The organism is Microbacterium sp. SLBN-111, from assembly GCF_049739645.1.
In the GTDB taxonomy this organism is placed as follows: domain Bacteria; phylum Actinomycetota; class Actinomycetes; order Actinomycetales; family Microbacteriaceae; genus Microbacterium.
The window spans coordinates 586,860-599,567 of sequence record NZ_JBMGQH010000001.1; the positions used below are offsets into that span (position 1 = coordinate 586,860).

At 70.0% G+C, this 12,708-nt stretch carries 12 protein-coding genes; 2 read left to right on the forward strand and 10 right to left on the reverse strand.

Annotation, left to right across the window (positions count from 1 at the left end):
- The first annotated feature begins 276 nt into the window (after positions 1-276).
- Positions 277-1,194, forward strand: a complete 918-nt coding sequence (locus tag RKD05_RS02740) for an alpha/beta fold hydrolase (RefSeq protein WP_424707880.1) — start codon at positions 277-279, stop codon at positions 1,192-1,194.
- A gap of 4 nt (positions 1,195-1,198) precedes the next feature.
- Here RKD05_RS02740 and tsaE read toward each other — a convergent pair whose 3' ends face one another.
- The 8 genes from tsaE to coaA form a co-directional block, all read right to left on the reverse strand.
- Positions 1,199-1,702, reverse strand: coding sequence for a tRNA (adenosine(37)-N6)-threonylcarbamoyltransferase complex ATPase subunit type 1 TsaE (gene tsaE, locus RKD05_RS02745; protein ID WP_424707881.1), 504 nt, complete (start codon positions 1,700-1,702; stop codon positions 1,199-1,201).
- Positions 1,699-2,820 carry an alanine racemase gene (gene alr, locus RKD05_RS02750; RefSeq protein ID WP_424707883.1) on the reverse strand — a complete coding sequence of 374 codons (1,122 nt, stop codon included), beginning with the start codon at positions 2,818-2,820 and terminating at the stop codon, positions 1,699-1,701. The genes tsaE and alr overlap by 4 nt, the downstream gene beginning before the upstream one ends.
- Entirely contained in the window at positions 2,817-3,221 is a 405-nt protein-coding gene (locus tag RKD05_RS02755; RefSeq protein ID WP_424707884.1) for a holo-ACP synthase, read from the reverse strand. The genes alr and RKD05_RS02755 overlap by 4 nt, the downstream gene beginning before the upstream one ends.
- Before the next feature lie 75 nt (positions 3,222-3,296).
- Positions 3,297-3,770: a hypothetical protein gene (locus tag RKD05_RS02760; RefSeq protein WP_424707886.1), complete on the reverse strand. Its 474-nt coding sequence runs from the start codon at positions 3,768-3,770 to the stop codon at positions 3,297-3,299.
- 60 nt (positions 3,771-3,830) lie between these two features.
- Positions 3,831-4,379 carry a hypothetical protein gene (locus RKD05_RS02765; protein WP_424707887.1) on the reverse strand — a complete coding sequence of 183 codons (549 nt, stop codon included), beginning with the start codon at positions 4,377-4,379 and terminating at the stop codon, positions 3,831-3,833.
- Complete coding sequence (locus RKD05_RS02770; protein ID WP_424707888.1) at positions 4,366-6,762, reverse strand: hypothetical protein; 2,397 nt, start codon at positions 6,760-6,762, stop codon at positions 4,366-4,368. Before RKD05_RS02770 ends, RKD05_RS02765 begins: the two co-directional genes overlap by 14 nt.
- Positions 6,763-6,952: 190 nt before the next feature.
- A complete protein-coding gene (gene glmS / locus RKD05_RS02775) occupies positions 6,953-8,803 on the reverse strand; it encodes a glutamine--fructose-6-phosphate transaminase (isomerizing) (RefSeq protein WP_424707889.1) in 1,851 nt (616 codons plus the stop codon).
- Between the two features lie 54 nt (positions 8,804-8,857).
- Complete coding sequence (coaA, locus tag RKD05_RS02780; RefSeq protein ID WP_424707891.1) at positions 8,858-9,811, reverse strand: type I pantothenate kinase; 954 nt, start codon at positions 9,809-9,811, stop codon at positions 8,858-8,860.
- Between the two features lie 39 nt (positions 9,812-9,850).
- Between coaA and RKD05_RS02785 the strand changes: the two genes are divergently transcribed.
- Positions 9,851-10,780 carry a Ppx/GppA phosphatase family protein gene (locus tag RKD05_RS02785; RefSeq protein WP_022877311.1) on the forward strand — a complete coding sequence of 310 codons (930 nt, stop codon included), beginning with the start codon at positions 9,851-9,853 and terminating at the stop codon, positions 10,778-10,780.
- A gap of 73 nt (positions 10,781-10,853) precedes the next feature.
- Here RKD05_RS02785 and glmM read toward each other — a convergent pair whose 3' ends face one another.
- Positions 10,854-12,209, reverse strand: coding sequence for a phosphoglucosamine mutase (glmM, locus tag RKD05_RS02790; protein ID WP_424707893.1), 1,356 nt, complete (start codon positions 12,207-12,209; stop codon positions 10,854-10,856).
- Positions 12,210-12,223: 14 nt separating this feature from the next.
- On the reverse strand, positions 12,224-12,694 hold the full coding sequence (rpsI, locus tag RKD05_RS02795) for a 30S ribosomal protein S9 (RefSeq protein ID WP_022877309.1): 471 nt from the start codon (positions 12,692-12,694) through the stop codon (positions 12,224-12,226).
- Positions 12,695-12,708: the final 14 nt, after the last annotated feature.

Genomic DNA, 12,708 nt, shown 5'->3' on the forward strand with positions numbered 1-12,708 from the left:
GGCGCCGCGAACCGCAATAAGTGGGACATGGGCATCGGTTCCGCGCCGAGCTCGCTGGCGGATGCACGGCGGCGCTCGTCCCACTTGTGGCGGGGCATGTCCCACTTCTTGCTGCCTGAGGGCGCCGCCAACCGCAATAAGTGGGACATGGGCCATCTGCCCACCCCGCACAACTCCGGCAGAACGCGCGGCGCCGCTCATCGGTGGCCGCGGATCGGCGGGAACTGCCGGAGTCCTGCAGGCATCCGGCGAGGCGCTCCGCTCCGAACAAGAGGCATGGAAAGACAACTGCGCCGACTGGTGGTGCCGACGGCCGCGGGGCCGATCGTCGCGCACGCCGGCCGACGCTCAGCCGGCACCGTCGCGACGGTGCTGCTGCACGGTGCCGCGGGGTCATGGAAGACGTGGATGCCACTCCTCAGCGCGGCCGATCGGCTCGGCATCCCGCTCGATGACGTCATCGCGATCGACCTGCCCGGGTGGGGCGAGTCCCCGGGCCCGGCACCCTCGCCGCAGGATGCCGCGGAGGCCGTCGTCGCGGTCGCCCGCGCCCTCGGATACCCCCGGTGGCGCGTCGTCGGCCACTCGCTCGGCGCCGTGATCGCCCTGGACGTCGCGGCACGATTCCCCGCGCAGACCGTCGCCGTCGGGCTCGTCTCCCCCACCGGCGCCGCGGTGCGTGCCGTGGTGCGCCGCCCCTTGACCGGATGGCTGACGCTCCCCGCGTTCGGCGGCATGGTCGTGGCCATGGGGATCCTCCGGGGCCTCGGTCCGCTCGCCCGTCCGTTGCTGCGTGGTCTGCGTCGCGTCGGCGCGCTGCGCGTGTTCGCGCGCCCTCTGTTCCGGCATCCGGACCGCGTCGACCCGGCGGTCTCGGATGCGCTCGCCGACGAGATCCGCCCGGCGGCCTTCCTCTCCGCGGCGCGCGCCGCTCGCACCCACGACGACGCCGCCTGGAAGAGGATCACCGCACCGGTGCGGGCCGTTCGCGGTCGCCACGACGTCTTCGCCGGGCACCACGACGCGCGCGACGCCCGCCGCCGCATCCCCGGCTATCGCGAGACCGTGCTGGACGACAGCGGCCACTTCGCCCACGTCGAGCAGGCGTACGAGACGCTCCGCGCCCTGCGCGACGTCTGGACCGCCGAGCCCGACCGCCGCTCGAACGCGTCGCGCGACCGCCAGCCGACCTGACCGTTCACGGCCTCCGCGACACCGTCACCGTCCGCGGAGCGTCCGCATCGAGGTCCAGGGTGTGCGGGGCGATCTCGCCGCACGCGTTGTCGACGCCTCGTCCGCCGGTCTGGCGGGAGATCTCGATCTCCCACCAGCCGTCGGCGAGGTGGTCCGCGACGCCGCGGCCCCATTCCACGATCACGACCGAATGCTCCACGTCGATATCGAGGTCGTCGAGCTCGACGGCGGCCCCGAGGCGATAGGCATCCACGTGCACGAGAGGGGCGCCACCCACGAGCGACGGGTGCGTCCGCGCGATCACGAACGTCGGGCTCTGGACCGGACCACGGATGCCGAGCCCCTCGCCGATCCCGCGGGTCAGGGTCGTCTTGCCGGCGCCGAGCGGACCGGTGAGCACGACCACGTCACCGGGCTCGAGGGCGCGGCCGAGGGCACGGCCGAGCTCCTCCATGTCGGCGGGGCCGGCGATCTCGCGCTCGCCCAGCAGCTCGTCGGGAACGCTCACGCGCCCACCTCCCGTCGCGGCACGCGCGCGCCGATCCGCGTCACGATCTCGTAGTCGATGGTGTCGGCGGCATCCGCCCAGTCCCTCGCCGACGGCACGCCGAGCGTCGGGTCGCCGAACAGCACCGCCTCGTCACCGACGGCGACGGGGTGGTCGCCGACATCGACGACGAATTGGTCCATGGCGATGCGGCCCGCGACCGTGAAGCGTCGGCCGTTGATCGTCACCGGGCCGCGACCGGACGCCTGGCGCGGGACGCCGTCCGCGTACCCGAGGGGCACGAGCGCCAGCGTGGTGTCGGTCTCCGTGCGGTACGCGTAGCCGTACGAGACGCCGGTGCCCGCGGGCACGCGGCGGACCGCGGCGACCGCACCGCGCAGCGTCATCGCGGGACGAAGACCCAGGTCCGCCGAGGACCGGTCGTCGAACGGCGAGATGCCGTAGATCCCGATGCCGATGCGCACCGCGTTCAGCCGCGCCTCGGGCAGGGCGATCGCGGCGTGCGTCGCCGCGATGTGCCGGAGCGGTGGGTTCAGCCCGGCAGCCGCCGCGAGCACGACGCCCTCCTCGAACCTCGCCAGCGCGGCCCGGTCGTCGGCTTCGCTCGTGTTCGACAGGTGCGAGAAGAGCCCGACGACCCGCAGGCGTCCGATGCGCTCGAGGCGCGCGGCCTCGGAGAACACGACGCGCCAGTCCGCGGGCGCGATGCCGTTGCGCGACAGACCCGTCTCGATCTTCAGGTGCACGGCCGCGGGCCGGTCGCCCTGCGCCGCGTCGCCCGCACGCAGCAGCTGGTCGATGTCGGAGATCCCGAGCTCGATGTCCTCGCGGACGGCCTCGGAGAACGACGCACCGGGAGCGTGCAGCCACGCGAAGAGCGGCGCGCGGATTCCTCGGCGCCGCAGGGCGAGCGCTTCGTCGATGTCGGAGACGCCGATGCGGGTCGCCCCACCGCGCAGCGCCGCGACGGCCGCGCGATGCGCGCCGTGCCCGTACCCCTCGGCCTTGACGACCGCGATGACCTCGACGCCGGTCAGGCGGCGCAGGTGGCGCACGTTCTCGGCGATCGCGTCGACGTCGATCAGCGCTTCGCGCAGGACTCCGGATGCCATCCTCATACGACGCCCTCCCGGGTCGGTTCAGCGGGCCCGGCCTCGGACGCGGCGAGGCCGGCCTCGGCGATGACGTACGCGGTGGCGAGCGCCGCGTCGTGCGACATCGACAGGTGCAGCGCGGTGATTCCCCGCGCGGACACCGTCGCGGCGGTCTCGCCGGTCAGCGTGAACGTCGGGCGGCCCGAGGGCTCGGGCGTCACCTCGATGTCGGTCCAGTACACCCCGTCGGACCCGCCCAGCGCTTTGATCAGCGCTTCCTTCGCGGCGTATCGGGCGGCCAGCGAGCGGGGCTTGAGTAGGCGCTCCGCCGGCGCGAAGAGGCGCTCGAGGAGGCGCGGGGTCCGCGCGAGCTGCTGCTCGAAGCGCGGCACGTCGACCAGGTCGACGCCGATTCCGACGATCATGCGCCCTCCCTCCCTGGCATCCTGTCCATTCTGCCGTGAGGACGGTGTCCGGGCCGCGCGGCGGGAGGGGCAGTCTCAGGACGCCGGCTTGGTCCTGTCGAAGCGGGTGATCGACGCCCACTCCCCGAACTCCGGCACCGGCTCCCAATGAGTGGACACGTCGATGTCGCGGTAATCCGCCTCCTCGTTCACGTTCGCGGCCTTGTCCGACCGGCGCCAATGCATAGACCCATCCGGGCGATACCGGTAATTCGTGTTCGTCACGCATCCCGACCGGATGTAATACGTCGTCTCATCCGGGTAACGGAAATCGTAGATCTCCTCCAGGAACATCACGCCCGCGTCCGTCTTCCCGAACAGAAACTCAAGACGCACCCGGCACAACTGATCGTAGAAACTCACACTGATGAACCCACCCTGAGGGGTGACCTCCATCGTGTACTCCGGCGCCGCCCCATCCGGAACACCATCCGCATACGCCCCGACGCTGAACCAGTCATCCTTGCCGCCGTCGAGGAAACGTAGCCGTGCCTGTTCCTCGCCGATCACGCCGCCAATATGCGAACGCATATGGTCCCAGGCCCTGCCGTATACGGTGCGCATCCCGCGTTACGCCCCCACCGGCTTGGCCCGGTCGAAGCGGGTGATCGACGCCCAGTCCCCGAACTCCGGCACCGGCTCCCAATGAGTGCTCACATCGATGTCGCGGTAATCCGCCTCCTCGATCACCCCCTTCACCGCATCATCGCGATACCAATGCATCGACCCATCTGGGCGATATCTGTAGTTTGTCGTGAGGATACTGTCTGATCGCAGATGGTAGGTCGATTCATCCGCATAACGGAAGTCGTATATCTCCTCGAGGAACATCACACCCGCATCCGTCTTCCCGAACAGAAACTCAATACGCACCCGGCACAACTGATCGTAGAAACTCACACTGATGAACCCCCCCTGCGGGGTGACCTCCATCGTGTACTCCGGCGCCGCCCCATCCGGAACACCATCCGCATACGCCCCGACGCTGAACCAGTCATCCTTGCCGCCGTCGAGGAAACGACGACGAGCCTCGTCCGACGATATGATTCCACCCATTTGCAGGCCAAGGTCATCCCATGCGCGACCATAAACAACTCGATGAGCCTTATTCGTATCCATATATTCTCCCCAGAGTGTCACGGATGAGGACCGGGGGCCGGAAAGTACGCGCATAATCCACGATGGAACGCGGCACGTCGAACTCCTGGACCGGAACCTCGAGGAATGGGCGCCCGCGGAGGCGCCGCCCATCCGACAATGGCGTACCCGGCGAATACTTCCGCTCGATCTCCGCGATGTACCGCTTCGCGGTCTCCTCCGATATCTCGCTCAGCTGGGTGTACTTCCGCGAGACGATCTCGCGACCGGAGACATACGAGTCAAGTCGCTTCCCGTCGGCCGTGAGCACCTCGTTCTCAGGGTATCGGGGTCGCTGTTCGTAGTCGAAGGCGACACCGTTCCACCGCTGGCGTTCCCACGGCAGCAGGTCGTCGCGGTCGAGGATGCGTTGCAGCCATTCGGGGGTGTGCTCGAACCGGGGATGCACGGCGGCATCCACACCCCCGCCGGAATGTGCACCGTCTCCGGGGTCCGTCCCCGGCGGAACGTCGTCGTGCGGACCGTGACCCGAGAGGTCGTCCGGGGTTCCGCCGTGGAGATCGTCGCCGGGGCCCGCGCCGATCCCGTCGTCGCCATGTCCCCAACCTGCGCCGCTCCCGCCGTGGCCCCCACCACGCCCGCCGCCCGCGCCCTCGGCGACGGCCCCGTGGCTGCCACCCGACTCGGCGCCGGCGCCCGTCTCGGGTCGCGGAGGCGACTCGTCGACGATCGAGGCGACCGGCCCGGGCCCGGTCTCGCCACGGACGCCACCCGCGGCCACGAGTTCAGGCTCACGCACCGGGACAGCGGCATCCACCGCTCCGCCCCCGCGGAGCTCAGGCCACGCCCCCGGCGGCAGTTCGATGCGCCCCGCAGGAAGAGCACTGGTCGGCGGGAACTCGTAGACGGGGATGCCATTGTCGGTGCGCGCCACCACAGCGTTCATGTCGACGCCCGCATCCTGCAGCGTCCGCATCGCCGTCGCCGCGTCCGGGAGGGTCAGCGGGGGCGCGACGTGCGTCGACAGGTCGTCCGCCACTGCACGGCGCAGTCGATCCGCGAGTCCCCCGATGCTGCGCCAGGCTCCCGTCGCAATCTTCTGCACGCCCGCACCGAGGTGCGTCATCGGATCGAGGAACTGCCCCACGTGCCCGGTGCCACGCACGAATGTCGACGCGATCTCGCCGGTCCGCCCCAGCGCGGATGCCGTTCCCGCGGCAGTCTTCACCCCCGAGACGGCGACGCCCGCCGGGATCAGAATCGTCGCGACATTGAAACCGGACTCACCCAGCGCGGCACCCGGTTCGTCCTGCCACTTGTCCCATGCGATGAGTGCCTTACCCGTGTTCAGCCAGGCTTCCCCCGACGCCCGACGGAGGTCCCGCACCTCCGAGGGCAGAATCTGCCCGCCGAAGAGTCCCGCGACATCGTCCGCCCAGACGAGAGACCTCAGCGGCTCCGACTGCTGGAGGAACCCGACGCCGAGCAATAACAGCCCGCCCCACGCCCCTTGCCACGCCTCTCTCGAACCGAACTGCTTGGTCTCGGGATTCCAGCCGGCGGCGAGGGTCATGAGTCCCTGGATGGTGCCCCACACGCCACCGACGATGATGCCGTTCCAGAGGAAGTCTTCTCCGACGAACCGGAGGGTGGCTTCGCCGCAGCCCTCGGTGCGTTCCACCTCGGCACCCCAGGGCACCTCGGTGCCTCCGGGGATCTCCGAGATGCCGTAGCCCAGCGCGTCGTCTTCGCTCGTCGCGGCGTGCAACGGCTGCGCGCCGTACAGCGCGCGGATGCGGTTCGCGCACGCGCGCTCCGCCTCCCACAGCTTCACCTGCTGAGCATTCACGGCCGCGATCAGCCCGTTGTTGCGGTCGACGTGCTCCTGCGACTCGTGCCACTCCTTCGTGACCGTGCGGTACTTCTCCGGCGCCGCCGTGCTCGACGGCCCCGTCGTCGAGGAGCCCCACGAACCTTCATACGCCGGCATCGCGGTCGCGCCACCGTACGGCGACTGCGCCGCCGTCCACGCCGGGTTGATCTCCTGCACCCGCACGCCGCCCTGGATCGAGTCCACGAACCTCTGCGCCTCGGCGCGCAATGAATCCAGCTCCGCCTTGATCGGACGCACGTCAGCGGCGAACGCAATCAGCGCGGCCGACACCTCGGCGAGATTGTCACCGACCTGCGTGGCCTGCGAACTCACCGGGGCCATCAACCCCAGCAGGGTGGGCGATTCCGGAGCCTCGTAGACATTGGCCATCCCCTGCCACGTGAAGTGCACGTTCGAACCGTGCTCCGACACCTGACCGGAAATCGTCCGGATCGTGCGGGCGTTCTCCTCGATGGCATCCGGGTCGATAGCGGCGCCGGGAATCGCATCGACCTTGATCGCGTCCGGCATCCATCCACCCCCGAGAAGATCATTGTCGGGTCATTTCCCCGCGCCCCGCGGAGCAATAACCGCCCTCCCACCGTAAGCAGACCGGCGACGTTCCCGATCGAAGATGAGAGAACTCTCCTTTTCGCCTCATCGCCCCCAAAAGGAAGAAGGGCCGGATGCCATTGGCATCCGGCCCTCAAACCATCCGGTCCTATTCGACCGTCACCGACTTCGCCAGGTTGCGCGGCTGGTCGACGTCCAGGCCCTTGGCCTCGGCGAGGCCCATGGCGAAGATGTGCAGCGGCACGACAGCGAGGAGCGGCTCGAACAGCGGGGCAGCGAGCGGGATACGGAGGACTTCGTCGGCGGCCGGGAGCACCGCGACATCTCCTTCTTCGGCGATCGCGATCACGCGGGCACCACGGGCGCGGATCTCCTCGATGTTCGAGACGACCTTCTTGTGCATCTCGCCCGAACCGCGCGGCGAGGGCACCACGACGAACACCGGCTGACCGGGCTCGATGAGCGCGATGGGCCCGTGCTTGAGCTCGCCCGCGGCGAAGCCCTCCGCGTGGATGTACGCCAGCTCCTTGAGCTTCAGCGCACCCTCGAGCGCGATCGGGTACCCGACGTTGCGGCCGAGGAACAGCACCGAACGGGTGTCGGCCATCCAGTGCGCGAGCTGCTCGATGCGGGCCTGCTCGTTCTCGAGCACGCGGGCGATCTTCGCGGGGACGGCCTCGAGCTCGGTGACCGCGTCGACGGCGGCGACGGGGTCCACCGCGCCGCGCACACGACCCACGTGCAGCGCGAGCAGGTACAACGCCGTGATCTGCGCGACGAAGGCCTTCGTCGAGGCGACGGCGACCTCGGGGCCGGCGTGCGTATACACGATGGCATCCGACTCGCGCGGGATGGTGGCACCCTGCGTGTTGCAGATCGACAGCGTCTTCGCGCCGCGCGCCCGGGCGTACTTCACGGCCATCAGAGTGTCCATGGTCTCGCCGGACTGGCTGATCGAGACGACGAGGGTCCGGGGCGAGAGCACCGGGTCGCGGTAGCGGAACTCGTGCGCGAGCTCGACGTCGACGGGGACGCGCGTCCACGTCTCGAGCGCGTACTTGCCGACCATGCCGGCGTAGGCGGCGGTGCCGCATGCGATGACGAGGATGCGGTCGATGTCGGCGAGGAACTCGTCCATCCCGTCGAGCTCGGGGATCTCGACGCGACCCTCGTGGATGCGACCGCGGAGGGTGTTGGCGACGGCCTCGGGCTCCTCGGAGACCTCCTTCGCCATGAACGACGACCAGCCGCCCTTCTCTGCGGCGGACGCGTCCCACGTGACCTCGAAGGCCTCGACCTCGACCGGCGCACCGGAGAAGTCGGTGACCTCGACGCCCCCGGGCGTGATCGCGACGATCTCGTCCTGGCCGATCGCGAGGGCCTTGCGGGTGTGCTCGACGAACGCGGCCACGTCGGAGCCGAGGAAGTTCTCGCCCTCGCCCAGACCGATCACCAGCGGAGAGTTGCGGCGTGCGCCGACGACGAGGCCCGGGTGGTCCTTGTGCATCGCGAGCAGTGTGTAGGCACCTTCGAGGCGCGACACCACGGCACGGAAGGCCGAGACCAGGTCGCCGGTGCGGGCGTACTCGCGACCGATCATGGCGGCCGCGACCTCGGTGTCGGTCTCGCTGCGGAAGCTCACGCCTTCGCCCACGAGCTCGCTCTTGAGCTCGGCGAAGTTCTCGATGATCCCGTTGTGGATGACGGCGAGCTTGTCGTCGTCCGCGAGGTGCGGGTGTGCGTTGGCGTCCGTCGGTCCGCCGTGCGTGGCCCAGCGCGTGTGCCCGATGCCCGTGGTGCCATCGGCCAGGGGCGTGGATGCCAGGTCGTCACGCAGCACGGCGAGCTTGCCGGCGCGCTTGCGCATGCCGAGGCCCCCGTCACCGTCGATCACGGCGATGCCTGCGGAGTCGTAGCCCCGATATTCCAGCCGGGACAAGCCCGCCAGCAGGATGTCCTGGCTCTGCCGAGGACCCACGTAACCGATGATTCCGCACATAGCTTCCGAGTCTACGTGGCCGTGCCTGAGCGAACCCCCGCGGGGATGGAGTCGTCAGAGCTTGCGCAGGAGAACCGAATCGACGGTGTGGTCGGCGCCCTTCTGCAGCACCAGCTTGGCCCGGTGCCGGGTGGGCAGCACATTTTCCTCGAGGTTCGGCAGGTTGATCTCTCGCCAGAACCCGAGCGCGCGCGACACCGCCTCCTCGTCGCTGATGTCGGCGAAGACGCGGAAGAACGACGTCGGGTTCGTGAACGCGTTGTCGCGCAGCGCCAGGAAGCGGTCGACGTACCAGCGTTCGATGTGGGCCGCATCGGCATCCACGTAGATGGAGAAGTCGAACAGGTCGCTGACCGCGACGTCGTTCGGCGTGGGCGGGGGCTGCAGCACGTTGAGCCCCTCGACGATCACGACGTCGGGCCGGTGCACCGTGACGTGGGCGTCGGGCATGATGTCGTACTGCACGTGCGAGTAGAACGGCGCGCGCACCTCTTCCGCACCGGACTTCACTTCGCTGAGGAACTCCACGAGGGCGCGACGGTCGTAGGACTCGGGGAAGCCCTTGCGGTCCATGAGGCCGCGACGCTCGAGCTCGGCGTTGGGGTAGAGGAAGCCGTCCGTGGTCACGAGCTCGACGCGCGGGGTGTCGGGCCACCGGCTCATCAGCTCGCGCAGCAGACGCGCAATCGTGGACTTTCCCACCGCGACGGAACCGGCGACGCCGATGACGAAGGGGGTCGTGGCATCCGGTTCGCCCAGGAACGCGCTCGTGTCGGCGCCGAGCCGACGCGTCGCGCGGGCGTAGAGGCTCAGCAGGCGGCTGAGCGGCAGATACACCTCGGCGACCTCGCGGAGATCCAGCCGGTCGCCGATACCGCGCAGCTGCACGACCTCGGTCTCGGTGAGCGGCTGCTCGATGCCGCCGGCCATGCGGGCCCAATCGGCGCGATCGATCTGACGGTAGGGGCTCAGCGACGGCGCGGGAGCAGCGGTCTCGGCAGCGGACACCCGCCCATGCTACCCGCGGCCTCCCGCTACGCTCGGAGCGTGCGACTCGGGGTTCTCGACATCGGTTCCAACACCGTCCACCTGCTGGTCGCGAATGCGCGCGCGGGTGGGCGGCCCACCGCGACGACGTCGCACCGCTCGGTCCTGCGCCTCATGCGGTACTTGGAGCCGGACGGCTCGATCTCCGCCGAGGGAGTCGCGGGCCTCGTGGATGCCGTGACCCAGGCGTGCGAGCGGGCGAAGGCGGAGGGCGTCGACGAACTGCTCGCCACCGCGACGTCCGCTGTGCGCGAGGCGACCAACGGCGAAGAGGTCATCGCGCGCATTGAGGAGGTGTTGGGGCAGCCCCTGCAGGTGCTCGGCGGCGAGACCGAGGCGCGCTTCACGTTCCTCGCCGTGCGGCGATGGTTCGGCTGGTCGGCCGGCCAGATCCTGCTGTTCGACATCGGCGGCGGGTCGCTCGAGATCGCGGGCGGCGCCGACGACCTGCCCGAGCTCGCCGAGTCCGTGCCGCTGGGCGCGGGCCGCTCGACGGTGCAGTTCCTCCCCCACGACCCGCCCAGCGAGGACGAGATCGACGCGCTGCGTCAGCACGCGGCATCCGTCCTCGCCCCGGTCGCCGAGCGCTTCGCCGCCCTCCCCCGCCCGGATCACGTGATCGGCTCGTCGAAGGCGATCCGCTCGCTCGCGAAGCTCGCCGGATACCCGGTGCCCGGGTGGTCGGGGATCGACCGGATGGTGCTGCCGCGACGGGAGCTGAAGGACTGGATCCCGCGGCTCGCCCGGATCCCCGCGGACGCCCGTGAGGCGCTCCCCGGCATCACCGCGGACCGCACGTTCCAGATCGTCGCGGCCGCGATCGTGGTCGAGCGCGCGATGAAGGCGATGGACGTCGACGAGCTCGAGGTCTCGCCCTGGGCGCTCCGCGAGGGCGTACTCCTGCGCTACATCGAGTCGCTGGAGTACTGACCCACGGAGCGTGAGTCGCCAGGATTTGTCGCCTCGGGGTACCCAAAGGCGACAAATCCTGGCGATTCACGCGTCAGAGGGCGAGGCGCTCGCGGACGACCTCGGCGAGGCGATCGGCGTGGGCGCGGGCGACGTCCTCGGACGCGGCCTCCACCATCACGCGCACGAGCGGCTCGGTGCCGGACGCACGCAGCAGCACGCGGCCGGAGTCACCCAGCTCGGCCTCTGCGGCCCGCACGGCCTCCTGCACGACGTCGTCGGACACCCCGTCGCGGTCCACGCCGCGGACGTTGACGAGCACCTGCGGGTACACCGTCATGATCGCGGCGAGCTCCGCCATCGTCTTCTTCTGCCGCGCCATCTCGGCGACGATGTGCAGCCCCGTGAGCAGGCCGTCGCCGGTCGTCGCGAACTCGCTCATGATGACGTGACCGGACTGCTCACCGCCGAGCGAGTAGCCGCCCTCGTTCATCGCCTCGAGCACGTAGCGGTCGCCGACGGCTGTCTGCTTCACCTGGATGCCGTGCGCCGCCATCGCGCGGTGGAGCCCGAGGTTGCTCATGACCGTCGCGACCAGGGTGTCGTGCGCGAGAGCGCCGCGTTCCTTCATGGCCACGGCGAGGATCGCCATGACCTGGTCGCCGTCGACGACGTTCCCCTGCGCGTCCACGGCGAGGCAGCGGTCGGCGTCGCCGTCGTGCGCGATGCCCACGTCGGCGCCGAGGCGGACGACGGCCTCGGACAGGACGTCGAGGTGCGTCGAACCGACGCCGTCGTTGATGTTGAGACCGTCGGGGTCGGCGCCGATCACGGTCACCTGCGCGCCCGCGTCGCGGAACGTCTCCGGCGAGACACCGGCGGCCGCACCGTTCGCGCAGTCGAGGACGACGTGGATGCCGTCGAGCCGGTGCGGCAGGGAGCCGAGAAGGTGCACGACGTAGCGGTCCTCGGCGTCCGCGAAGCGACGGATGCGGCCCACGCCGGCGCCCGTCGGCTGCAGCCGATCCCACTCGAGGGCGCGCTCGATGCGCTCCTCGACGATGTCGGGCAGCTTCGTGCCACCGCGGGCGAAGATCTTGATCCCGTTGTCGGGAGCGGGGTTGTGCGACGCCGAGACCATCACGCCGAAGTCGGCGTCACGATCGGCGATCAGGAACGCCGTGGCCGGCGTCGGGATGACACCCGCGTCGAGCACATCGACGCCGGAGGAGGCGAGGCCCGCGGCGACCGCGGCCGCGAGGAACTCCCCCGAGACCCGCGGGTCGCGCGCGATGACGGCGGTGAGACGGCGGCCTTCGGCCTTGCGCGCCTCCGCCGAACGGCCCTGGCCCAGGACGACCGCGGTCGCCTGGGCCAGGTGCAGCGCAAGCTCGGCGGTGAGGAGGCCGTTGGCCAGCCCCCGCACCCCGTCCGTGCCAAACAGAGGCATCCGGAACGTCGAACTCAGCGCTTGGAGTACTGAGGCGCCTTGCGGGCCTTCTTGAGACCGGCCTTCTTGCGCTCCTTCACGCGAGCGTCGCGCGACAGGAAGCCGGCCTTCTTCAGACCCGGGCGGTTGTTCTCGACGTCGATCTCGTTCAGCGCGCGAGCGATGCCGAGACGCAGGGCACCGGCCTGACCCGAGGGGCCACCGCCGGAGATGCGGGCGATCACGTCGTAGGCGCCGGCGAGCTCGAGGACCGTGAACGGGTCGTTGATGAGCTGCTGGTGGAGCTTGTTCGGGAAGTAGTCCTCGATCGTGCGGCCGTTGACCGTGATCGTGCCGGAGCCGGGGACCAGGCGCACGCGGGCGATGGCCTGCTTGCGACGGCCGACGGCTGCGCCGGGGACCGAGAGAACGGGGCGCTCGGCCGCGACGACGGACTGCTCGGCCGGCGTCTCGGTGCTGTAGTTGGTGGGGTCGATGTTCGACACTGTTTCGTCCTTAT